At 37.4% G+C, this 23,314-nt stretch carries 23 protein-coding genes and 1 other annotated feature; of the genes, 1 reads left to right on the top strand and 22 read right to left on the bottom strand.

The window, feature by feature from the left end:
* Positions 1 to 135: 135 nt before the first annotated feature.
* Both B2R82_RS17545 and B2R82_RS17540 read right to left on the bottom strand, forming a co-directional pair.
* The gene (locus B2R82_RS17545; protein ID WP_286926153.1) at positions 136 to 1,704 is read right to left on the bottom strand and encodes a cation acetate symporter; all 1,569 of its coding nucleotides are present in this window, start codon (positions 1,702 to 1,704) and stop codon (positions 136 to 138) included.
* 19 nt (positions 1,705 to 1,723) lie between these two features.
* Positions 1,724 to 2,059 (bottom strand): hypothetical protein, encoded by a 336-nt coding sequence (locus tag B2R82_RS17540; protein WP_054770822.1) that lies wholly within the window; start codon positions 2,057 to 2,059, stop codon positions 1,724 to 1,726.
* 238 nt (positions 2,060 to 2,297) lie between these two features.
* Between B2R82_RS17540 and B2R82_RS17535 the strand changes: the two genes are divergently transcribed.
* Positions 2,298 to 3,476, top strand: coding sequence for a helix-turn-helix domain-containing protein (locus tag B2R82_RS17535; protein ID WP_286926152.1), 1,179 nt, complete (start codon positions 2,298 to 2,300; stop codon positions 3,474 to 3,476).
* A gap of 205 nt (positions 3,477 to 3,681) precedes the next feature.
* Here the strand turns inward: B2R82_RS17535 and ileS are convergent, their stop codons facing one another.
* The 20 genes from ileS to B2R82_RS17435 form a co-directional block, all read right to left on the bottom strand.
* Positions 3,682 to 6,450 carry an isoleucine--tRNA ligase gene (gene ileS / locus B2R82_RS17530; RefSeq protein WP_286926151.1) on the bottom strand — a complete coding sequence of 923 codons (2,769 nt, stop codon included), beginning with the start codon at positions 6,448 to 6,450 and terminating at the stop codon, positions 3,682 to 3,684.
* 187 nt (positions 6,451 to 6,637) lie between these two features.
* Positions 6,638 to 6,858 (bottom strand) — a binding site (T-box leader).
* A gap of 112 nt (positions 6,859 to 6,970) precedes the next feature.
* The gene (locus B2R82_RS17525) at positions 6,971 to 7,495 is read right to left on the bottom strand and encodes a DivIVA domain-containing protein (protein ID WP_283871084.1); all 525 of its coding nucleotides are present in this window, start codon (positions 7,493 to 7,495) and stop codon (positions 6,971 to 6,973) included.
* A 95-nt stretch (positions 7,496 to 7,590) separates the two neighbouring features.
* Positions 7,591 to 8,379: an RNA-binding protein gene (locus tag B2R82_RS17520; protein WP_286926150.1), complete on the bottom strand. Its 789-nt coding sequence runs from the start codon at positions 8,377 to 8,379 to the stop codon at positions 7,591 to 7,593.
* A gap of 142 nt (positions 8,380 to 8,521) precedes the next feature.
* The gene (locus B2R82_RS17515; RefSeq protein ID WP_283871082.1) at positions 8,522 to 8,803 is read right to left on the bottom strand and encodes a YggT family protein; all 282 of its coding nucleotides are present in this window, start codon (positions 8,801 to 8,803) and stop codon (positions 8,522 to 8,524) included.
* Positions 8,804 to 8,823: 20 nt separating this feature from the next.
* On the bottom strand, positions 8,824 to 9,321 hold the full coding sequence (locus B2R82_RS17510) for a cell division protein SepF (protein ID WP_283871081.1): 498 nt from the start codon (positions 9,319 to 9,321) through the stop codon (positions 8,824 to 8,826).
* A complete protein-coding gene (locus tag B2R82_RS17505) occupies positions 9,305 to 10,009 on the bottom strand; it encodes a YggS family pyridoxal phosphate-dependent enzyme (protein ID WP_286926188.1) in 705 nt (234 codons plus the stop codon). Before B2R82_RS17505 ends, B2R82_RS17510 begins: the two co-directional genes overlap by 17 nt.
* 145 nt (positions 10,010 to 10,154) lie before the next feature.
* Positions 10,155 to 10,391 carry a PRC-barrel domain-containing protein gene (locus B2R82_RS17500; RefSeq protein WP_283871079.1) on the bottom strand — a complete coding sequence of 79 codons (237 nt, stop codon included), beginning with the start codon at positions 10,389 to 10,391 and terminating at the stop codon, positions 10,155 to 10,157.
* Positions 10,392 to 10,534: 143 nt separating this feature from the next.
* Positions 10,535 to 11,308 carry an RNA polymerase sporulation sigma factor SigG gene (sigG, locus tag B2R82_RS17495; RefSeq protein WP_004227313.1) on the bottom strand — a complete coding sequence of 258 codons (774 nt, stop codon included), beginning with the start codon at positions 11,306 to 11,308 and terminating at the stop codon, positions 10,535 to 10,537.
* Positions 11,309 to 11,422: 114 nt separating this feature from the next.
* A complete protein-coding gene (gene sigE / locus B2R82_RS17490; RefSeq protein ID WP_053594633.1) occupies positions 11,423 to 12,130 on the bottom strand; it encodes an RNA polymerase sporulation sigma factor SigE in 708 nt (235 codons plus the stop codon).
* A gap of 13 nt (positions 12,131 to 12,143) precedes the next feature.
* A complete protein-coding gene (locus tag B2R82_RS17485; RefSeq protein ID WP_283871078.1) occupies positions 12,144 to 12,977 on the bottom strand; it encodes a sigma-E processing peptidase SpoIIGA in 834 nt (277 codons plus the stop codon).
* A 186-nt stretch (positions 12,978 to 13,163) separates the two neighbouring features.
* Positions 13,164 to 14,321: a cell division protein FtsZ gene (gene ftsZ, locus B2R82_RS17480; protein WP_283871077.1), complete on the bottom strand. Its 1,158-nt coding sequence runs from the start codon at positions 14,319 to 14,321 to the stop codon at positions 13,164 to 13,166.
* A 389-nt stretch (positions 14,322 to 14,710) separates the two neighbouring features.
* A complete protein-coding gene (ftsA, locus tag B2R82_RS17475; RefSeq protein ID WP_286926144.1) occupies positions 14,711 to 15,994 on the bottom strand; it encodes a cell division protein FtsA in 1,284 nt (427 codons plus the stop codon).
* A 95-nt stretch (positions 15,995 to 16,089) separates the two neighbouring features.
* Positions 16,090 to 16,461 (bottom strand): small basic family protein, encoded by a 372-nt coding sequence (locus tag B2R82_RS17470; RefSeq protein ID WP_286926143.1) that lies wholly within the window; start codon positions 16,459 to 16,461, stop codon positions 16,090 to 16,092.
* 3 nt (positions 16,462 to 16,464) lie between these two features.
* Positions 16,465 to 17,184: a DUF881 domain-containing protein gene (locus B2R82_RS17465; RefSeq protein ID WP_286926142.1), complete on the bottom strand. Its 720-nt coding sequence runs from the start codon at positions 17,182 to 17,184 to the stop codon at positions 16,465 to 16,467.
* 121 nt (positions 17,185 to 17,305) lie between these two features.
* Complete coding sequence (locus B2R82_RS17460; RefSeq protein ID WP_283872745.1) at positions 17,306 to 18,034, bottom strand: DUF881 domain-containing protein; 729 nt, start codon at positions 18,032 to 18,034, stop codon at positions 17,306 to 17,308.
* Entirely contained in the window at positions 18,012 to 18,845 is an 834-nt protein-coding gene (locus tag B2R82_RS17455) for a cell division protein FtsQ/DivIB (protein ID WP_286926141.1), read from the bottom strand. The genes B2R82_RS17460 and B2R82_RS17455 overlap by 23 nt, the downstream gene beginning before the upstream one ends.
* 20 nt (positions 18,846 to 18,865) lie before the next feature.
* Positions 18,866 to 19,945: an FtsW/RodA/SpoVE family cell cycle protein gene (locus tag B2R82_RS17450; protein ID WP_286926140.1), complete on the bottom strand. Its 1,080-nt coding sequence runs from the start codon at positions 19,943 to 19,945 to the stop codon at positions 18,866 to 18,868.
* Between the two features lie 37 nt (positions 19,946 to 19,982).
* The gene (gene murD / locus B2R82_RS17445) at positions 19,983 to 21,335 is read right to left on the bottom strand and encodes a UDP-N-acetylmuramoyl-L-alanine--D-glutamate ligase (RefSeq protein WP_286926139.1); all 1,353 of its coding nucleotides are present in this window, start codon (positions 21,333 to 21,335) and stop codon (positions 19,983 to 19,985) included.
* Complete coding sequence (gene mraY, locus B2R82_RS17440) at positions 21,332 to 22,306, bottom strand: phospho-N-acetylmuramoyl-pentapeptide-transferase (protein WP_283871070.1); 975 nt, start codon at positions 22,304 to 22,306, stop codon at positions 21,332 to 21,334. The genes murD and mraY overlap by 4 nt, the downstream gene beginning before the upstream one ends.
* A gap of 125 nt (positions 22,307 to 22,431) precedes the next feature.
* A partial coding sequence (locus B2R82_RS17435; RefSeq protein WP_286926138.1) for a penicillin-binding transpeptidase domain-containing protein occupies positions 22,432 to 23,314 on the bottom strand: 883 nt, incomplete at its 5' end.

Below are 23,314 nucleotides of genomic sequence, written 5' to 3'. Positions count from 1 at the left end.
ACCTATTCTACCATAACAGCCCATCACAGAATAACTAATATAGCATGAAATTATACAAACGCCTGCTGAATGAAGATCAACAAAAAAAGCTATACCTAATTACTTTATAAAGTAATTGGATATAGCCAATTTAAATTAGACAGTTTCAGATTCTTTTGAATGCACACGCTTCATAAAATCATTTACATCCGCAGGTACTCTTCGGTCTAATACAGACACAATGATTACTGAAAGGAAGCCAACTGGTACTGTCACAATTCCAGGTATTTTAAACTGCAGGAAGCTTGGTAATGTCCCTGGTAGAAAAATCATCCACATGGAAACACCAAGTCCAATTAGTAAACCTGCAATCGCTCCTCTTTCTGTCATACCTCTCCACCAAATACCTAAAATAAATATTGGTGTAAAGGTACTCGCGGCAACAGTAAAGGCTAGTGCTACTAAATGACCAATAGATGCATCCTTTACAAGTAAGCCCAAGGCGCCATAAATAATGCCTAATATAACAATGGAAACCTTCGCTGCGATTACTCGTTGTTTTTGCGTAATATCTTTTTTCATAATCGTTGCATATAAATCATGTGCCAGTGCGCCTGAACTTGTAATGAATAGCCCTGATAAGTTAGAGAATATGGCTGCAAATGCCCCCGCTATAACAAGTCCAAGAAGCCACTTTCCGCCTAATGCAAGTGCTGTTGTAGGAATAACCATATTGTTACCACCCAGCACTAAATCACGCATTACTTCTCCACTTGCTGTACCAGAGATAAAAATAGCTCGACCTACAACACCTAAAAATACAGCTAATAAGAAAAACGTACTGGCAATTCCAATTGCCATTAACGCCGATTTACGAGCTGCCTTGGCACTTGGATTTGTATAAAATCTTAGTAAAATATGAGGCAGACCAATTGTTCCTAATGCTAACCCTATCGTCATACTAATGGTTTGCCAAAATGTCGGGAAATAGAAGCCTGTCCCAGTCCAAGCCGCCCCATCAAAATTAACATCTTTTCCATCTAGCGCATATGGTGAAGTTCCCGTAATTGGGCCGCTAAATGAATTAATCGCTGCTAAAATCTTATCGTAATGCAACCCACTATACATTGCAGCAATTAGCATAACTACAAATGCACCAAGACGAATCCAAAGTTCTAGTGCCTGATTAATCGTAGTTCCTTTCATACCACCTATACCAACATAGAAAATCATTACTACGCATGTAAAGATAATGCCAAATTCATATGAAGTACCAAAGAACATGCTTAAAATTTGCGCAGCACCTAATAACTGCGGGGCAGCATAGAAACCGGAAATTGCTAAAACAACTGCTACTGCAACTAGTCGAGCTCGTTTACTATGAAAACGATAGGCTAAAAAATCGGCAACAGTAAATGCACCAAAACGTCTTAATGGACCAGCTACGAAAATAGCTAATAGTGTTAAACCGATAGAGAAACAAAATGCATAATAGGCACCATCATACCCCAATTGGAAGGTTAGTCCAGCTATCCCAAGAAACGTTGCTGCACTTAAATAATCCCCGCCAATTGCCGAACCATTTGTAAACCATCCGAAGCTACGCCCCCCAACGAAGAAATCGGATGCGGTTGTATTTTTTTTCGTTAAATACGTAATATAGACAATTGTTCCCATTAAAGCAATGGTCATAATCATTTTCGGTTCCAATAGAGCTTTCATCATTCAGCATTTCCCCCCAGACCTACTTATTAGCTATTTCATACTTCTTTAGGCGTTTTTCGTACAATGTTGTATGGACATAAGCAATAATAAAAGCCATGGCCATCATAATGACAGTTGTGTAAAACCATGTAACCGTCATTCCACCCCAAATTTTCTTAAATGCAAATTCTGGAGCGAACCAGTTCATAATCGGAATACTAAAAATTAAAATAAAATAAAATACCGTTAAGCTAAAACCTGTAAGAAACTCATCTTTCATAATTTTGTTAGTTGTTGCATCTAGTGGTGGAAGATCCTTAATATCGATTGTTCCAGCTTCCACATACTCGTAATCACTACTTCCTACTTCAGCCATATGTCAACTCCCCCTTTTCTCTATACGTAAATAATTATCTGAAATTTCAAATTATTATTCACTACAATTATTCTATTCTATTTTGTTTATAATATAGTTACAAAATATTGCTGTATTAGTACAAAAAAATGCTATTTTAAGTTAAAATACTTTTATCGTTGTATATTTATAACAGAAGGGAGCTGTTACCATTTTAAATATTGTTTGGTATATCGAAAGTTCCGTAGAAAAACAACAGATGAACAACTGGCTAGAAGAATATCTACCGAATACCTTTATTAACTGCAATCAGCCCAATACAAAGGGTGTCGCAATCTTTGTCTATGATATTAATCACTTATTTGATTGGGTAAAGGTAAAACGCTTAAAAAGAAATTATCCTAATAGTTTAATCGTCCCTATTGTTGCAGAACACCTTACCTACTCAACTGGTATAGCGATTGAATTAAATTTATCTGCATTGCTTATAAAACCGTTACAGAAATCAAAATTTATCAGAATTGTAAAAAAGCTTTATACATCATATAAGGAAAAACAAGCAAGCACACTTACCATGCTTGAGTTGTCACAGCAAATTTCACAAGATCATACCTCACCATTCAGAGAAGCCTTTTTAAAACGTCTTATTCGTGGAGAAATTGAAAATGAGCAGGAAATTATTCAATCTGCCTCCTTTTTATCAAAGGATTGTATCCCAAATATAGTTTTTTTAATTCAAGGCTATATTGATATAAATGAAAATCGAAGTATTCCTCATGATGCAAATAGTGTTATAACCAATATGTTTCGCCAACGATTTGCGGATAAAGCCTCTCTTTCCTTTTTAAATTTTGAACGATATTTACTGCTGCTAATGCGTATACCAAATGAAATTACTTCGTTTAAGCATTGGCCTGAAGGTGTAGCCTCTCTCCATGAGGTAATTGAGGACCTAAAAAAGGAGTATTGTATCCATCTATTTATGGGGATAGGAGGTGTCTTTCATGATCCCATGCAGGTGAAGGAATCCTATAGCCAAGCTCGTAAGGCAAGGAGAAAACCACCTGTTGAGAATATACATGCAAGGTTTTATGAAGACTTAACAGAACAGGAACAGCTTCAAAAGGCCATTCTATATATTGAAGAGCATTATGATGAGCAAATTACCATCAGTGATGTTGCCAAATATATAAATTTTAGTGCGACGCATTTTAGCAGATTATTTAAAAAGGAGACTGGTCGCAATTTTGTCGACTATGTAGCCTTTACACGTATCATTAAAACATTGCCTTTTTTAAGAAAATATGACTATACCATTGAGAAAATCTCCTCCATCTGTGGCTTTAACACACCAAATTATTTCAGCCTGACCTTTAAAAAATATGTAGGCATTTCCCCAACAGACTACCGCAACACGAAGGAAATATTATTTAAATAAAAAAGTGCATTCACGCCCATCATCATGTTTCATCAAGTGACATAACTAGTAGACTAGGTTAGTCCAACTATTATTCAACACGAAAGACAGGCCACAACCAGTAAAGGGCGAGAATGCAATTCCTTATACATACTCATTTACATGCAAAAAAACGCAAGCCCCTTATTTGGGAGACTTGCGTTTTCTTCACAATTAAAGCTTGCTTTTAAGCGTAATATTTTTCTACAACTTCCGCACAGCGCGCACAAACTGTTGGATGGGCTTCGTTTGCACCAACTGATTCAGAAATTGACCAACAGCGCTCACATTTTTCTCCTGTTGCCTTTTCAACAACAATTGATGCATGCTCAAGTACTAGCGCATCTGCAGGTGCCTTATCAATAGAGGCTACCTCAAAAGCTGAAACAATAGAAAGCTGAGCAAAATCAATGCTTGCATCATTGAATAATGCAGCAACATCCTCTTTAGCATACACCGTTACTTTCGCTTCCAGGGATTTACCAATTGTTTTTGCATTACGAGCTTCTTCTAATGCTTTTAGAATATCGTCACGAACGTCTATAATTTTCACCCATTTTGCACGTAAATCCTCAAAATTCTCTTGTACATCAACTTCAGGGAAATCTGTTAATTGTACAGAAACCTCTTGTACTACACCTTGCGCATGTAAGTAAGACCACATCTCATCTGTTGTATGAGGAATAATCGGTGTCATTACTTTTACTAACGTCATTAATGTATCATAAATCACCGTTTGCATTGCACGACGATCTTTGTTGTCAGTGCCTTCAATGTACACAACATCTTTTGCAATATCTAAGTAGAATGAAGATAACTCTACAGCAACAAAGTTATTAACAGCATGATATACAGCTGCAAAATCATAGCGATCATAGGCAGCATGTACTGTTTTTAGAACATCTTGTAGGCGCATATAAACGTATTGATCCATTTCACGAAGATCTGCATAGGCTACTCGATCCTTTGTTGGGTCGAAATCAGCTACATTCCCATGTAAGAAACGGAATGTGTTTCGAATTTTACGATAAACCTCAGATACTTGTTTTAACATATCCATCGAGATACGAACATCACCAGTATAATCAACAGAGGCAACCCATAAACGAAGAATATCAGCTCCGTATTGATCCATAACCTTTTGAGGAATAATGACATTTCCTAATGATTTACTCATTTTGCGTCCTTCTCCATCTAGTACGAAACCGTGTGTTAATAGTCCCTTATATGGAGCGTAGCCGTTAATAGCCACAGAAGTAATTAAAGAAGAGTTGAACCAGCCACGGTGTTGGTCAGAGCCCTCTAAATATAAATCAGCCGGATATTTCATTCCACGTTCTACTAGCACGCCTTGATGTGATGACCCTGAATCAAACCAAACATCCATAATGTCATTCTCTTTTGTAAATTCACCGTTCGGGCTACCTGCGTGTGTAAAGCCTTCAGGCAATAGTTCTTTAGCTGTTTTTTGGAACCAGATATTTGAGCCATGCTTACGGAACAACGTAGAAACATGAGCAATTGTTTCAGGTGTAATGATTGGCTCTCCATTTTCAGCATAGAAAATTGGAATTGGCACACCCCAAGCTCGTTGACGGGAAATTACCCAATCTCCACGATCACGAATCATATTGAAAAGGCGAGTTTCTCCCCAAGCTGGCGTAAACGTAGTTGCTTTAACAGCCTCTAGTAACTCACCACGGAATGCTTCAACAGATGCAAACCATTGCGGTGTTGCACGATAAATAACTGGTTTCTTTGTACGCCAATCATGAGGATATGAGTGCGAAATAAAACCAAGGCTTTCTAATGCGCCTACTTCCTTTAGCTTTTCTGTTATTAGTTTATTGGCATCATTATAAAATACGCCCTCAAAACCAGGTGCTTCATCCGTATAACAGCCACTATTATCAAGCGGGCTAAGAATGCCTAAGCCATATTGTTTACTAATGTAATAATCATCTTCCCCGTGTCCAGGCGCCGTGTGAACACAGCCAGTACCTGCGTCAGCAGTAACGTGTTCACCCACCATCACAAGAGATTCACGATCATAGAAAGGATGCTGAGCGACAATACGATCTAATGTCTCACCCTTCACTTCTTGAATAACCTCGTATGTGTCCCATTCAAGGGCATTCGCCACTGTTTCTAATAAATCTTTCGCAATAATGAATTTTTTATCTGCAACTGCAACAACTACATACATAAATTCAGGGTTCACAGAGATCCCTAAGTTTGCTGGAATTGTCCAAGGCGTTGTTGTCCAAATGATAAATTTAGCATCTGCTGGTACGACACCTTTAGCATCTTTAATAGCAAAGCTTACATAAATAGAAGGTGATTTAATATCCTTATATTCGATTTCCGCTTCTGCAAGTGCAGATTCAGAAGAAGGAGACCAGTAAACTGGCTTTAAGCCTTTGTAAATATAGCCTTTTTCAGCCATCTTCCCAAATACTTCAATTTGACGAGCTTCAAATTCTGGTTTTAAAGTAATGTATGGATTTTCCCAATCTCCACGAATACCTAAACGACGAAATTGAGCACGTTGGTTGTCAATTTGCTCATATGCATATTCTTCACATAGTTTTCGGAAGTCCGCAACAGACATCTCTTTACGCTTTACACCTTTGTTTGCTAAAGCTTGCTCAATTGGTAAACCATGCGTATCCCAACCAGGAATATAATTTACATGATAACCATTCATAGAGCGATGGCGTGTAATCATGTCTTTTAGCACTTTATTTAGTGCATGACCGATATGAATATCACCGTTTGCATACGGAGGGCCATCATGAAGTACATATTCAGGTCGTCCTTCAGTACGCTCCATCTGTAATTTGTTAATGTCCATGTCATTCCATTTTTCTTGCATTTTTGGTTCATTTGCCGGTAAGTTTCCTCTCATTGGGAAATCTGTTTTCGGCATTAATAAAGTATCCTTATATTCAACCATGCTTCCATTCCTCCTTTTAATTTTACACACTTAGAACAAAACAAATGCATTAAGGCGTTCATATACATATGACAGCTCTTGACGAATTCAACAAGTTTTAGCCCTTTTTTAATCACTTACTATTAAACGTAAGAAAAATAGCTGCTCGCTGTGAATTTTAGCAAATAAAAAAAGCCTCTCAATCCCACTAAGGGACGAGAAGCTTATACTCGCGGTACCACCCTACTTGTAGCACAAATTTGTACTACCTCTTTAAGCACGTTAACGTTGTGCATCACGAAATAACTTACTTTCATTCAGTTATTTAGCTCTGAAGTGATGTTCATTGTTATTTGCTTGTTTGGGCTCACACTATCCCCAAATCGCTTTGCTACGCCTAACAAATACTGTCTTCGTCTCTGCCTGTATGCATATCTGTTCAAAATAATTACTATTTCATTAGTATATGAAAATCAAACAATCACGTCAAGTTTCACTTATTGCGCTCATACGCCACGCAATAATAGCACTAAAAAAGCTATTAAAGTTGATCGGATTCCTGTGCTTCATCTACAGATGCTTGAATTTCTGTTAAATCTATATCATATTGCAGCAAATGATCCCAGTCATCTGCATTTAGTAAATCAAGCTGTGCCTCTACAAGCATTTTAAATCGATTACGGAATACCTTGGATTGCTTTTTTAGCTCATCAATCTCAATTGTTACTTTTCGAGCCTTTGATAAAGCTTCATTCAAAATACGATCAGCATTTTTCTCTGCTTCTTTCACAATAAGTTTTGCCTCTTTTTGTGAATTTCTTCGCACCTCATCGGCAGCTTCCTGTGCCACAACAATTGATTTTTGTAGGGTTTCCTCTAAGGTGTTAAAATGTCTTGCTTGCTCTAAGGCCATCTCTAGCTGTTTGTCGACATCCTTTTTTTCGCGTAATAAAATTTCATAATCTTTGATAATTTGATCTAAAAATTCGTTTACCTCATCCTCAGCATAGCCCCTGAAGGACTTTGTAAACTCCTTATTATGTATATCAATAGGTGATAATGGCATACGATCCTTCTCTCCTTTACATGTACATTCGTATTTTCTATTATACAATTGTTCCGACAACTTAGCAGTAAAAATTAATGAATTTCACTTGGTTTTCAACCTTTTTGGGTCAAACGTCCGACTTGCAAACGGATTTTATCTTTTTTTGTACGTCCTTCAGTCATTAGAATTTTTACGCGGCCACTACCTCGTATAGATAAAATATCCCCTTCTTGTAATTCAAAAGCAACTGTATCTCGCTCTGTCCAATTGACACGAACTTTATTACCTGTAATTAAAGCCTGTGCCTTTTGACGAGAAACCTTTAAAATTGTTGCGATAATAACATCTAATCGCATGGAAGTAACCGTGTGAGACTCCTCTAGCCATTCATCCTCATTTGCTAGAAGTGGCTCCGTCTCTTTCATGGATTCCACATGCACTTTTACCTTGCCAATGCCAGTTAAATGTAAACGAACATACTCCGCTATCTCATTCGCTACTACAAACTGGACATGGTGTTCATCAACACGGATATCACCAAATTTACCTCGATTTAACCCCAATGATAATAATGCACCAAGTACATCTGGATGACGCAACTGTACAAATTTTATAGGATATTGAATGGTAAATGCCGTAAGCTGAAAATCTTCCTCTACAGGCTCAAAATAAGTTGGGTAAATGAGCATTCTTTGCCTTTCTGCTTCATTAAAAAGTCCCGCACTAGCCATTTGCAATGTGTCGTATTGTCCAATAATGGCGTTTACGATAAAGCGCTGACGAGGATCTAGAAAATCAGTGAGCTTTGGCGCGTAACGGTCCTCCACTTCTCGCACCCAATTCACCACTTGTTCAATAAAAGGCTGTTCTTCTTTCCTAAAATGTTGTATTAAATGCTCCATTTGACTCCACCTCTATTATCTCTCTTTTACTAGTACAATTTCATTGGTACTTTCATGTTTCGTAACCACAATTTAGTTAAAAATGATGTCATTTGTTAGTATTCCCTAAAATAAAAAATCCCCACCATTGTGAGGATTTCTTTTACATAAACATAAAATAAATTTTTTGAATGACAATAATAACTCCTCTTTGAATAAAATTAAGGACAAAAATTGCCACTAAAGGAGAAACATCAATCATGCCAATTGGCGGAATAAATCGTCTAAAGATACCAAGATAAGGCTCACATACATTTGCCAGTATGCGTCCAATAGATGAATTTTGAGCAGCAGGTACCCAAGACATTAAAATATATACTATTAACATTAGTGAGTAAATATCAAATGCTAGTGATACAAACCTCAAAATATATAAAAAAGTCATATAAACTACAATCCTCGCTATTAATTATCGTCTAAAATAAAATTTGAAATTTCGCCGGAAACTTCTACATTATCAGGTGTACATAAGAAGATATCTTTACCGATTCTTTGGATATCCCCGCCAAGAGCATAAACTGTGCCACTTAAAAAATCAATAATTCGTACGCCCTGTTCACGTTCAATTCGTTGTAGATTGACGATTGTTGCACGTTTGTTTTTTAAATGTTCAGCAATATCCTGTGCTTCAGCATAGACTCTAGGCTCTACTAATACAACTTTAGCCCCTTTTGAGTTCATGGCCGCCTGCAAGCTGACAATGTTGTTTACAGGTGCTGCACTCTGTGGAACAATTTCATGGATGGGTGCCTTCCGCTCTTTCATAACTTTTTTAGGTTTTACTGATTGAAACGGTTGCTGTTGATGTACGGGTTGTTGCTGTTGAATAGGAGCTTGCGTGATTTCTTCTTCTAATTCTTCCTCTAGATAAAAGAAGTTTTTAATTTTATTTTTCATGCTCATCCTGTTCCCCTCTTTCATTTCCAACAAGAGCCGTTCCGACTCGAACGAATGTAGCCCCTTCCTCTACCGCAATTTCAAAGTCATTAGACATGCCCATTGATAACTCGGTACAAGGCGCGTGTACGAATCCTTGCTCGGCTATTTGCTGTTGACATTGTTTTAATTGCTTAAAAACAGTGCGAATGATGTCATCGTCATCTGTATTTGGTGCCATCGTCATTAAACCAACTACTTGAATTTTTGTAAAACTAGCTAATGATTGAACAAATGGCAGGGCTTCCTCAATCGTTAAACCATGTTTTGATTCCTCACCTGATACATTAATCTGAACAAAGCATTTTACAGGTTTGTCTGCTCTTTTTTCGATTTCTTCTGCTAAACTTAATCGATCCAATGAATGTAAATAATCAATATTGTTAATCACTTGCTTTACTTTACGTGTTTGTAGAGAACCTATATAATGCCAATTTACATTCGCTTGAATTGCTTCTATTTTTCGATTTAAGCCCTCAGGACGATTTTCTCCTAAATGAAGAAGTCCTGCATCGATTGCTTCTTGTGTTCGTTCAACTGAAACTTCTTTTGTTACTGCAATAATTTGAACTTTCCCAGTTTCCCAATTTGACCGTTTTTGGGCTGCATGAATAAGGTCATTGATTTTGTTTAAATTTGTTAAGATTTTTGTCACTATTTTCCCCAACTTTACAACAATAGTTTCCTTTATTGTAACAAGCAATGCCTGAATTATCAATGAATAGCCTGACCTAAGTGAAAGGACATTTGCATTATTCATAGAAAATTAAAGTAGCTTGACTCTAAATAGACAACAAAAATTAAGATAATGCTTTTACTAAAATAACATCTTTCCCAACCACAAGTACATCTTTCATGTATACCTTTCTAACAGAATCTTCACCTCGAAAAAGGCCCAGATATTTTCGAGGCTCTGCTATCATAAACGCTGTCACATAGCCTGTTTCTTTTGAAACTTCTGCATCTACTACAAATCCTAAAAAACGCCCATTACCTGCTTCAATAACCTCTTTTTGTTGTAACATTGAAAAACGCATTATACCCCTCCTGTAACAATTACTTTATGACATCCACTAGTATCTTCATCAAAGTATGCTGTCACTTTATATTTATGGTATGTATTGTTAGCTAGTTGAATGAAGATAAAATGCGCACCGAAAGCTCTGGTGCGCATTGTTTACTACTTATAATCTTTTTGCATTGTTTCAATCGCATTTTTTTCTAGACGTGAAATTTGCGCCTGTGAGATTCCCAATTCTTTTGCTATTTCTGTCTGTGTCTCGCCATAATAAAAGCGCTTGGCAACAATCATTTGTTGTCGTTCATCTAACTTTTGCAAACTTTCCTTCACCGACACGTAGGCAACCCATTGATCTTCAGATACATCATCATCACGTAATTGATCCATCATATAAACAGCGTCTCCGCCGTCTGAATAAATAGGCTCTTGTAAAGAAACTGGATCTTGAATGGCATCTAAAGCAAATAAAACATCTTCCTTTTTCATGTCAATCATTTCTGCAATTTCTTCAATGGTTGGTTCTCGTAAATTGTCAGTTATCCATTGCTCTTTTGCCTGCATTGCTTTATACGCAATATCTCTTAAAGAACGAGAAACACGTAACGCATGATGATCACGCAGATGGCGACGAATTTCACCAATGATCATTGGTACAGCATATGTTGAAAATCGCACATTATGCTTTAAATCAAAATGATCGATGGCTTTCATGAGGCCAATGCAGCCTACCTGAAATAAATCATCTGCCTGTTCACCCCTATAGGCAAATCTACCGACAATACTGAGCACTAACCTTAAATTGCACATCACAAGCTCTTCTCTAATCTCAGTTTCTCCTGCTTGTAATCGGATGAAGAGTTCCTTCATTTCCTCGTGCTTTAAAATTGGCAAAGTCGATGTATCTAAGCCGCAAAGATCTACTTTAGTTCGCATATTCGATTCCTCCGGATGTTATTCTCTGACTAAACCGTGACATCAGTTTGTCCGAGAGAAACGAGAATATGCACAAAAGCTACGACCAATTTTAGGTAGGTTAATTTTCCCTCCCTACGATATAGGCTGATTTAAATTTTCACGTAAATCTTGAATAATTTTCTTTTCTAATCGGGAAATATAAGATTGTGAAATCCCTAAATGATCTGCTACTTCTTTTTGTGTCATTTCAATTTTACCGTTGAGACCAAAGCGACATTCCATAATATATCGTTCACGCGCACCTAGTAAATTAATGGCATGAAACATATGCTGACGCTCTATTTTCTTTTCTACATTATCTAAAATAATATGCTCTTCTGTGCCTAAAATATCAGACAATAGTAATTCATTGCCATCAGCATCAGAATTAAGTGGTTCGTCTAGCGAAACTTCACCTTTCATGCGACTTGTTTTTCGTAAATGCATGAGAATTTCATTTTCAATGCAACGTGAAGCATACGTTGCAAGCTTAATATTTTTATCCGTATTGAACGTTTCAATTGCCTTAATTAAACCGATGGAGCCAATACTGATTAAATCCTCAATCGGCGTACCCGTATTATCAAAACGTCTAGCAATGTAAACAACAAGACGTAAATTACGTTCAATTAGTGTGTCTCTAGCTCGTAAATCACCATTCATAAAGGATGCAATGACTGTAACTTCTTCTTCTCGACTTAGTGGCACTGGCAATGAATCATTTCCCCCTATATAGTACGTTTCACGACTCCGAAACTTACTCCATAATTTTTTCAAGCTAGCAAGTAGCCTAAGAAGCAATAGTTCTCCCCCTCTATGAGTTATTTGAAAGCGCTGAAAAATGTAAAATTGCTGCTGTGCTATGTGGAAAATTTTTAGCCTTCTTTGTTAAAACGATATATTCATTTGTTTTCACTTGTAGGGGCTCCCCCTTTATTTGCCACTCATTAAAGCGAAAACCTAGGACAACTGATTGCTGTTGTACTGTATTGACATGAATAAACCGTATTAAACGCTGATAATCTTCTGAAAACATGGATACATTATACGGATCCGTTTCTTGCCATTCTACTAATGATTTGCAAAATGCTATCGGCAAATGTGGCTTTAACGCTTTATAAGAGACAAAGTGAACTGGTTTTCCTGATAGTGGTTCAATTGCTTGATTTCCCGTATCTACAAACGCAGAAAGCGGTATCGTAACATCAAAAATTGTTAAAATTGTATCAAAAACAAACTGACCACTTAAGCGCTCAAGCTTTACAAATCCCCATTGCTTATAAAAAGCAACTAGGTTACCAACAGCTAATAGTAGGCAAATAATGATAAAATGGACAACAGAAAGATTTTTTAAATAGGGTTGTAATGCTGTAAGCAACCCTCCAATAATAATTGTTGCTGTTAAAACAATTGGTCCTTGTTTTTGAAAGCTTCGAAGTTTAAAGTGAAAAGCTATGCCAATTAATAGAACAAAGCTCAGCAATGTTGTCCACAGCAATTGACCACCAATTACAGCTACAAAACTACTACAAATCGAACTCATTAATAATCTTGTATTCTTTACAAAAACCCCTGTTACTTTTGCCGTAAACGTGAGTATCGCTAGATTAAATAGCGTATTAATGAGCACCAGCCATTCTCCATACATAACAGCCGCCTCCTACTTACAAAGTTAGCATGTTATACTCACAAATATTGTCAAACAATCGCATCATTTCCTAAAAATCTTTTGACAAAATACATGGTTTCCTTACACATTTGAACAACTTTACAGACAAATATAAAAAGCTCGTATTCTACATAAGTAAAATACGAGCTTTTAAGAAGTAAGATACTATCCACGATTTTTACGATTACGTAAAAACGCTGGTACCTCTAGCATATCATCTTGACCATATTGTTGTTGATTTTGTCGAGGTTGCTCTTGCTGAACATGCATGTCTTGACGTTGTTCGCGAATAGGTGCTTGCTGTTGCTGTACAGCCTGTCTATTTGTATTTAACGAAGGTCTTGTAGTATTGCGCTGTTGTTGTAATGCTTCTTCTGAGAAACCAGTCGCAATTACAGTTACAATAATTTCATCTTTTAGATTTTCATTAATAACAGAACCGAAAATCATATTTACCTCTTCATCTGATGCTGAAGCTACAATATCTGCCGCTTCTTGAACTTCGAATAAGCTTAAGTTTGAGCCACCAGTAATATTCATCAGGACACCTTTAGCGCCATCAATTGAAGATTCCAGTAAAGGACTTGAAATAGCTTTCTTCGCTGCTTCTGCAGCACGATTTTCACCTGTAGCAATACCAATCCCCATTAACGCAGAACCTTTGTTAGACATGATTGTTTTTACATCTGCAAAGTCTAAGTTAATAAGACCTGGTGTAGCAATTAAATCGGAAATACCTTGTACACCTTGTCGTAAAACATTATCTGCTTCACGGAAGGCCTCTAACATTGGCGTAGATTTATCGACAATTTGTAGCAGTTTGTCGTTCGGAATAACGATTAAAGTATCCACAGATTCCTTCATGCCACCAATACCGCCGATAGCTTGCGTTTGTCGCTTACGACCCTCAAACGTAAATGGTCGTGTAACAACTCCGACAGTAAGTGCGCCTAAATCGCGAGCAATTTGTGCAATAACTGGCGCTGCACCAGTACCAGTTCCTCCACCCATTCCAGCTGTTACAAATACCATATCCGCTCCACGTAGAACCTCTTCTAATTGTTCACGGCTTTCTTCGGCAGCTTTTTTTCCTACCTCAGGATTTGCTCCTGCACCTAAACCACGAGTAAGTTTTGCTCCAATTTGTAGCTTCACTTCTGCTTTTGATAAATTTAATGCCTGTGCATCTGTGTTTACTGCGATAAAGTCTACACCTTGTACACCATGTTCTATCATTCGATTGACAGCGTTGTTACCGCCGCCACCAACACCAATAACCTTTATTACTGCAAGTTGATCAACACTTGTATCAAATTCTAACATTTCTTTTTCCTCCCACGGTAACTCGACTCTGTATCATTCATTACGCATTCAAGATCAATTATGCCTCGGTATAATTGCGTCCGGAATCGGCTTTATGCTTAGGCCTGCACGAGGGCCGACACGATGTCGGTCATTTCGGTAATGCCACAGGACGTGGCGTTTTTACCGATGCAGGTCAGTTAGCCTTTATCGCATAGCTGCGATGATTTTAGGCTAAATCCTCTAAGAACTCCTTTCCGATTCCGTGACATCCGCCGGAGGCATTAACTTCTTTTTTGGACATCTGCTGAAAAGTAGCTTAAATCCGAATTTATCTCACCACCTATAGAGGTGGAGACTTCTGTAGCTGACGCTTTGCTTTCGCTACAAAAGAGATTTACTGAAAGAAGTTAATCAAAAAACTTATCAAATAATTTTTTTGCTCTACCGATTACGCTTCCTTTTGATTCTGAAGGTGAAGCATATTCTTGCTTCTTAGGTGTGGCTGTTGGAGATCCTACAACCGCATATTCAATAGGTTGCGTATTCGTACCTTTTCCGTAAAAATCATCTTCTAAATAGGCGTAACGAATAAGTCCAACTGCCGTCGTAAATGAAGGCTCCCTAACGCCAATATAATCGGGTGTATATATTCTAACACGGGTTTGCAAAATCTGACGTGCCAGTTGAGCAATACCTTCAAGCTTTGCAACACCACCCGTTAAAACAACACCGCCAGGTAAATCACGAACACCAAGACGTGCTAACTCGTCTATCACTAACTCAAAAAGTTCTTCTAAGCGCGCACCTATTATTTCGGATATATAGCGTTGACTGTATTGATCAGTTGAATCTGTTCCAACAATTGGTACTTCGAAGATTTCATCATCTGATGCGTCATCATAAAAGGCATGTCCAAATTGATGTTTAATTTGCTCAGCCTGTTCTGTTGGTGTTTTTAAAACGATTGAAATATCTTTCGTAATATGATCACCGCCAATTGGAATAACACCCGTATGTGTTAACAGTCCCTCTTCAAAAACTGCAATGGTAGTTGAGCCTCCCCCTAGGTCAACAAAGGCTGTCCCTTGGTTTTTCTCATCCTCTGTAAGCGCAAAAAAGCCTGCTGCTAGCGGTTGCAAATATATTTCTCGTATACTTAGCCCTGCCCGCTCTACACAACGTAAAACATTGTGTAAAAGTGTTTTTGAAGTTGTAATCATCGTTGCATCCATTTCTAGACGAATTCCAATCATACCTCGTGGATCTTTAATTTCATCTAAGTTGTCCACAATAAATTGTCTTGGAATAATATTCACTAATTCACGTTCAGGAGGTATTGACATGACTTGTGCAGATTCCACCACTCTGTCTAAATCATCGTCTGTAATTTCTCTATTTTCACTATTTACAGCGACAACACCTTTAACTAGTTGTAACATCGTCTGGTTAGCTGGAACACCCAGAACGACTTCATTAATTTGAAAGCCAGTCATTCGTTCTGCTTGTTCGATTGCTTTTCGAATCGATTGAACTGTTGCATCAATATCAACAATTGCACCTTTTCGAACGCCATTCGATTTTACATTTCCGACGCCAATTACATGTAATTGTCCGTCACTCATTTCACCTATTAATACCTTGATAGAGGATGATCCTATATCAAGGGAAATATATAAATCTTGCTGATTCAATTCGCTGCACCTCCTTGAAAAATGCTCTTATTTTCATTCTATTGTAATTTTGGCGTAATGTCTAAGCAAATCGAGTATTTTGCTCAATTTTTCTCTCATTCTGTGGAAGATTTCTTCTTTTTGTGACGTTTTTCATCTAGCTTAGTTAGTAAAATACGCCTAATTATTGCTATATTTTGGAATAAACGTACTCCGAAAGCGAAAATAGCTGCTAAATATAAATCTATTCCTAAATACACACCTAAAAAGGCTAAACCTGCAGCAAGAATTATATTAAAAAAGAAGCCCGACACAAAAACTTTATCATCGTAAACTTGTTGTAGTTGAGCACGTATACCGCCAAATAATGTATCTAAAGCTGCTAAAACTGCTATTGACAGATAATTTTCATAGATAGAGGGAATTTGTATATTTGTTAACAAGCCTAGGGCAAGTCCAAATATCAAACCTAAAAATGGTAGCCACATATTTTATTCTCCTTTTTTCACCTCTGTTAAATAATCATTTGTCAATGGCTGATCAAATGCTGGGATTGTTAATTGTTCAGTCGGCTCTTCAATGACTAAATTAAAATTATCTAAATAAAAGGAATCAATAAATGTTGAAGCCTGTAACGAATTGTACATTTTTTGAGCTTCCTTAAAAGAGCTTGTCCCAACATAAATTTCAAAAGAAGGTGATGATAGTGCTACACTATTCACAGTCGTTTTTCCATTTATATCTCGAATGGCTGTCGTATGTACAACGCGGTTTCCATCTATCGAAACACTAGCCGCATTGCTTTTAAACAAAGCATTCAATAGTTGAGTCAGCAAATCAGGTGAAATTTCTTGGATGTCATATCCCATTTCCACTAATTCTTGCGCTGGCTCTACCCGTATAACAACTCCTGGACCTGTGACTTCAGTTAAGCCTGCTTGGAGCTTTAAACGATTCAACGTTTCATTTAAAGCTGCTTGTAAACTTGCTTTTTCAGATTGCTCATAGCGACCCACTACTTCATTGAGTGAGCGAATTTCTGCTAATAATGTGGAATGTCTTTGCTTTTCTTCTGCTAATTCCTCTCTTATGGCCCAAATATCTCGTGTATCTCGCTCAGCTGGTTGTTGTATAGTATTGTACTGTACCGCTATCATCAAACCGATAATAAATAGCACGATCGTTATTCGGGTGTACATATTTTTTTTCAAAATAGCCCCTCCTAGACGTATCGTAACCCCCATAAATAACGCCTTAGATTTTGAATATGCAATTGCATGTAAAATCTGCAACTTCTCTGGAGGCTAATGTTGAAAATGATTAAACGTTAAACTAACTCTCAACCTTTACTTTTGGCATACTTAATTTCTGATTTTCTTCTAATGACACAACAATATTGTCATTTAATAACTGATCCACCACACCACCATTTAAATTTAATGAGGACACCAATGTTTGAGAATCACCGACAGCCTCAATAATAAATGGCGCTGGATGCTGCTTACCATCAATCGTAATGACGGGTCCATTACAACGTATATAGGAATTCGCTAGAACTCTTTGACCATTGATGGCAATTGCCTGTGCACCAGAAATTTTTAGCTCATTGAGCAATTTAAACACATGGCTTTCATGAACAATATAGTCATTAGGATTTGCAGATTTAGGATCATAATCACCATCTTGTAGTGTTATACGAATACCTTTTCCTTCTGCTGGTAAGTCACCTAATAATAATCGTAAATCCTCTGCTTCTTCAACAAGCTTTTTGTTAGCCTTTTCATCTGCAACAAATGATTTCTCATACTTGCGAATTTTTTCTTGCAGCGAATTCGCTTCTTCTGCTAGGACCTTATTTCGTTCTTGCTGGGTTATTAACTCCTCACGGTATGAATCCTCTTGCTCAAAAAGCTCTGAATCAATTGAACCTGCATTTCGGTTATCTTTTGCCTGATTGTATGAATAGCCAATAATAAATCCCATTGTTATACAAACAATCAGCAATTCAAATTGCTTCCTTGACAAAAAACTCCCTTTGCTATTCATTTGTTTGTTGCTCATCATTATTCACTTCCTGGTTGGCCGATTCTTCATCTTCTCTACCACTTACATCAATGCTTATTTTGTTATATTCATCATTGTAAGGACGATAATATGAACCTACCTCTAAATCAATAACACCCTTTTCTAAATTACTAATTTGTGCCACAATTGAGGGGTAATAATTCAACTTATCAGCTAAAGTTTGAATAACAGCCCGTACTTCATATCCATCATTCATATAAAGTCTAACTGCATTAGGGTTTGTCTCATTACTGTTTGTATTGACTTGAGAAATTAAGGCTAATACTTCTGGCTTTAATTTAGCTAATTGTTCCACAAGCTTGTTGATCGTTTTTTCACCAGTTATGCCGATAAAAACAGGGGCATCAATTGGCACCTCATCACTAGCTTGCTCAAATCGCTTGCCATTTTCAAGTAAAGGATAATAGGTACCATCACCAGCCAAGTATGCAACTTTTTTCCATTCCTTTATTTCTATTGTTACATCTCGTAGCCAGTTACGTTTAACATGTGCTTCCTTTACCCATTTATCCTTAAGTATTAACTTCTCAATATCGTTTACCTTAAAACCCCACATCGACTTTCCAGGAGCCAGAGTACTGGCCTGTAAATAATATTGTTCATCTGCTAAACGAGCACCGTTAACTGTAATTTTGTTGATTTTACTGTAAGGAGATTGAAAATAAAGGAGTACTGCTAACACAATAAAGAAAAGTAATATTAGCACTATAAATTTACGATTTGTACGCTTTTTTCGTCGCTTTTTTAGCGTAGGTATGCGATCTTCTATATCAATTACTTTCTCCAAAAAGTACTCCTCCTTTATATTTATTTCGCTAATTGATAAATAATACCTATTATTAACCACATTGTTACTAAAGATGTTCCGCCATAGCTAATAAAAGGCAGTGTGACCCCCGTTACAGGAACTAAGCCAATCACTACAGATATATTTAGAAAAGCTTGCACAGTCAGCATTGTAACAAGTCCTATAATAGCGTAATAGGATGCTCTCGTTTTAGCTTGCACTGCAAATTTATAACCAGCATAAATCGCTAATACAAATAATGCTAAAATAACGAGACCACCAAGCAACCCAACCTCCTCTAAAATAATGGCATAAATAAAATCATTTTGAGGCTCCGGTAAATATAAAAACTTCTGTCTGCTTTGTCCAAAACCATGACCAAAAATGCCAGCTGGTCCAATCGCCATTAATGATTGTACAGCTTGAAACCCACTTACCAAGGGGTCCGCCCATGGATCAAGAAATGCTTTAATGCGCGTTAATCGATATGGTGCTGTTGCAATCAATCCTACTAATCCTGCAACTCCTGCCACCATAATCATTCCATAAAGTTTTAATGGGTAGCCTGCTACAAAAAACAATAAAAAGACTGAGACCACTAATATAAATACTGAGCCAAAGTCAGGCTGTAGCATAATGAGAACCACTGGTAACACTAGAACGAATCCATGGCGCCAGTTAATAATTGGTGTACCGGTTTTATGCTGTGCTAATATATGACTCAAGTACACTATTACTGTAATTTTCGTAAGCTCTGCTGGCTGAATGGTTAATGGACCTACACCAATCCAGCTTTGCGAGCCATTTCGTACCAGTCCAATCCCAGGAATAAGTACAAGGACCAGTAAAATTAACGAAAAAATATAAGCCATTTTCCAAAAGGATTGCTCTCTTAAAATATTTAATCGAATGGTGATTAAAAATACGACAATGGCAACAGCAAAATACATACTTTGCTTCATATAAAACGGCATTTTTCCACTATAATGAACGGCACTCCAATAGGTACCTGCAGAATAGACGAAAATAATGCCGATTATTGATAGCATCAATGTTGTGACGAGCAATAAATAGCTTTCTTTCCCTCTCAGTACTGCCATCCTTCCAAGTCAAGTATATTCTAAAATAGTTACAGACTTATGACAGCTTCATTACAGCTTCAATAAAAACATCTCCCCGAATTTCGAAACTGTCATATTGATCCCAACTTGCACATGCAGGCGACAATAGAATAACATCACCCTCAGCTGATATCGGTGCCGCATAATGTACAGCATCCTCCACATTTTGTGCAATGATTGTTTGTTGTACGCCACACGACTTCGCAAATTCTACAAAGCGTAAGCCTGTTTCTCCAAACGCCACTACACCCTTGACATGCCCCATACATGGACGTAATTCCTCAAACGAATGACCTCGATCTAAGCCTCCTGCTAGAAGAATAACAGGTGCCTGAAATGCATCTAAGGCACTTTTTGTAGCTAAGCAATTTGTTGCTTTGGAATCGTTATAAATTTTTCTTCCATTCCATTCGCGTACAAACTGTGTACGGTGACGAACGCCACCAAATGTCGAAAGAATTTCTTCCATTTTAGCTTTATCACAACCAACTAAAATACATGCTGCTACTGCTGCTAAAATATTTTCTAAATTATGTTTACCTGGCAAAGCTATGATAGATCGATCCATATATGGTTCTCCCTGCCAGTAAATCGTTGTGTCATCTGCACTAATTCCTTCAGTTGTACGTCCCTTTGAACTAAATGGAACCTTATTTCCTTTTGATTTTGCAGCATAGCCCACAACAATTGGTTGATCCGCATTATAAATAAAATAATCATCCTCATCTTGATTACGAGTAACACCGAATTTTGCCTCTGCATAATTGTCAAATGTTCCATGATAATCAAGATGCGCATCATAAAGATTTGTTAGTATCGCTATTTTAGGTTTGAATGTTTTTGTCCCCATCAATTGAAACGAGGATAATTCCGTTACAATATTATTATCTTTCTGAGCTTCTCTTGCAACGCCACATGCAACTGTTCCAATGTTTCCAGCTATCAGTGGCTTTTTACCACCATTATTCAGCATGTCAAAAATCAAAGTTGTTGTTGTTGTTTTACCATTTGAACCAGTAATTCCAATAAACGGTGCTTCACTTATCAAATAGGCTAGCTCAATTTCCGTCCAAACAGGTATTTCTCGGCTAACGGCATCCGCTACAATTTTATTGCTATAAGGAATACCCGGATTTTTTACCACTAATTCAAAGCCTTCATCCAGTAGGTCCTCTGGATGGCGACCACAAATAACTGTTATTCCCTTTTGCAATAAACCCTGTGCATCTGGACTTTCATCAAATGGCTTTGAATCATTGACCGTCACAAAGGCGCCTAGTTCATGTAAAATTTCGGCTGCTGCCACACCACTTTTCGCAAGGCCTAAAACAAGTACCTTTTTATGTTGTAGATCTGTATAATTTTTCATAAGAACGCCTCCGATAAGACTGCAATCAATGCTACTGCTAAAGCGGTCGACCAAAAGACAAGGACAACTTTCCACTCTGACCAACCTGATAATTCAAAATGATGATGGATAGGACTCATTTTAAAAATACGTTTTTTACGAAGCTTAAAGCTACCTACCTGTAAAATAACGGATAATGTTTCAATCACAAACACTAATCCCACTAATAACAATAAGAATTCTTCTTTTATCAATACAGACACCATAGCTAAAGCTCCACCTAAGGCTAATGATCCTGTATCTCCCATAAATACCTTTGCAGGATTTGCATTAAACAATAGAAAACCTAATAGTGCACCTGTTACTGCAAATGCAAATAAAGCAATATCAGCTTGATCTTGGAACAGCGCAATAACTCCAAAGGCTGCAAAGGCAATAGAAGCTGTACCCGCCACAAGTCCATCTAGTCCATCTGTTAAATTTACTGCATTTGAGAAGCCAACCAACCAGAAAATTAAAAAGGCTACATAGAAAATCCCTAAATCAAATGTCAAGTCTGTAAATGGTATAGCAAGCGTTGTATCAAATGATCCTACATGTAGTAAGAAATAAGCCAAAACTGCGATGACGATTTGACCAATGAGCTTTTGCAGGGATGTTAAACCAAGGTTACGTTTAAAAATAACCTTTAAGCCGTCATCCAGTAGGCCGATTAAGCCAAATCCAGCTAATACTAACAACAGTACGATAGTTTGTGTGGTAAATAAATCTAAAAAGCTTCCTACACCAACAGTAGTGAGGATAATAGCAATTAAGAAAATAATGCCCCCCATTGTTGGAGTACCTGCTTTTTTCATATGTGATTTTGGTCCTTCTTCACGAATACTTTGACCGAATTTAAGTCGACGAAGAAGAGGAATACTAATTGGTGCCAGAATAACTGTTACTATAAAAGCAAGAGCTAAAATGGTAAGCGTTGTTGCGAGTTTCATTGAAAAATCTCCTTTAAATCTTGTTTCACTTTCTTCTTCAAGAAAAAAGCATAAACTTTCATTTATTTATTACTACCCTTCATAATAATAGTGGTTCTCTCCCATTTTTTAAAGGTAAAGTTATATTAGTTCTCCAAATATAAATGAATTGTGCCATCTTGTTTGATAACACTATCCACTTCAGGCAATTGATTACCAATTTTAGTTCCTTCACCATGCCATTCAATACGGAATGGATAATGCTGCTTGGCAATATCATCCTTCGTTTGACCAATAAAGCTTGGTACCTTCACAGTGATTGGATCACCCCAACGATAATCCTTTTCAAGCTGTTCCTTCGATTTTTCAATGCCAACAAAAGGTGCAACATCTTCAATAATCTGACCAACAATCGGAGCTGCAACAACACCACCAAATTGAGTTGTTTTCTTTGGGTTATCCACCGCTACATACACGACAATCTGTGGATTATCCGCTGGAGCAAAGCCGATAAAAGAAACGATATATTCACCGCTTTTATAACGCCCATTCTCTACTTTCTGTGCTGTTCCCGTTTTCCCCCCAATACGTAAGCCATCTCGGTAGGCCTGTCGTCCAGAGCCCTTTGCTACAACTGATTCTAATGCACCTCGAACCTTGGCAGATGTCTCCTCACGAATAACCTGTTTCTTAACTTCTGGTTCAGTCTCTTTGATCACTTCCCCAGTATTTGGATTAAAAATTTTCTTCACAACATATGGCGTATAAAGCTTACCTCCATTTATAGCTGCGGCAACTGCCTGTACTTGTTGAATAGGTGTAACAGCCACCCCTTGGCCGAAAGAAGTTGTAGCCTGCTCCACAGGTCCAAAGGCTTCTTTAGAAAATAATATTCCCGAGGCTTCACCTGCAATGTTAGACCCTGTCTTTTGACCAAAACCAAAATCCTTAATATATTGTAGTAATCTTTCACTGCCAAGTCTTTGTCCTAATTCTATGAATCCCGGGTTACATGAATTCTCTACAACT

Source organism: Lysinibacillus sp. UBA6686 (assembly GCF_002455205.1).
Classification (GTDB): domain Bacteria; phylum Bacillota; class Bacilli; order Bacillales_A; family Planococcaceae; genus Lysinibacillus; species Lysinibacillus pakistanensis.
The sequence above is the reverse complement of the archived record's forward strand: the minus strand, read 5'-3'. Positions and strand labels throughout refer to the sequence as shown.

Bases quoted from the DNA above. Each gene is read 5' to 3' on its own strand.
- B2R82_RS17545 (WP_286926153.1), bottom strand. From the start codon at position 1,704: ATGATGAAAGCTCTATTGGAACCGAAAATGATTATGACCATTGCTTTA.
- B2R82_RS17540 (WP_054770822.1), bottom strand. From the start codon at position 2,059: ATGGCTGAAGTAGGAAGTAGTGATTACGAGTATGTGGAAGCTGGAACA.
- B2R82_RS17535 (WP_286926152.1), top strand. From the start codon at position 2,298: ATGAACAACTGGCTAGAAGAATATCTACCGAATACCTTTATTAACTGC.
- ileS (WP_286926151.1), bottom strand. From the start codon at position 6,450: ATGGTTGAATATAAGGATACTTTATTAATGCCGAAAACAGATTTCCCA.
- B2R82_RS17525 (WP_283871084.1), bottom strand. From the start codon at position 7,495: ATGCCATTATCACCTATTGATATACATAATAAGGAGTTTACAAAGTCC.
- B2R82_RS17520 (WP_286926150.1), bottom strand. From the start codon at position 8,379: ATGGAGCATTTAATACAACATTTTAGGAAAGAAGAACAGCCTTTTATT.
- B2R82_RS17515 (WP_283871082.1), bottom strand. From the start codon at position 8,803: ATGACTTTTTTATATATTTTGAGGTTTGTATCACTAGCATTTGATATT.
- B2R82_RS17510 (WP_283871081.1), bottom strand. From the start codon at position 9,321: ATGAGCATGAAAAATAAAATTAAAAACTTCTTTTATCTAGAGGAAGAA.
- B2R82_RS17500 (WP_283871079.1), bottom strand. From the start codon at position 10,391: ATGCGTTTTTCAATGTTACAACAAAAAGAGGTTATTGAAGCAGGTAAT.
- sigG (WP_004227313.1), bottom strand. From the start codon at position 11,308: ATGCGAACTAAAGTAGATCTTTGCGGCTTAGATACATCGACTTTGCCA.
- B2R82_RS17485 (WP_283871078.1), bottom strand. From the start codon at position 12,977: ATGTATGGAGAATGGCTGGTGCTCATTAATACGCTATTTAATCTAGCG.
- ftsZ (WP_283871077.1), bottom strand. From the start codon at position 14,321: ATGTTAGAATTTGATACAAGTGTTGATCAACTTGCAGTAATAAAGGTT.
- B2R82_RS17470 (WP_286926143.1), bottom strand. From the start codon at position 16,461: ATGTGGCTACCATTTTTAGGTTTGATATTTGGACTTGCCCTAGGCTTG.
- B2R82_RS17460 (WP_283872745.1), bottom strand. From the start codon at position 18,034: ATGAGCAACAAACAAATGAATAGCAAAGGGAGTTTTTTGTCAAGGAAG.
- B2R82_RS17450 (WP_286926140.1), bottom strand. From the start codon at position 19,945: ATGGCAGTACTGAGAGGGAAAGAAAGCTATTTATTGCTCGTCACAACA.
- murD (WP_286926139.1), bottom strand. From the start codon at position 21,335: ATGAAAAATTATACAGATCTACAACATAAAAAGGTACTTGTTTTAGGC.
- mraY (WP_283871070.1), bottom strand. From the start codon at position 22,306: ATGAAACTCGCAACAACGCTTACCATTTTAGCTCTTGCTTTTATAGTA.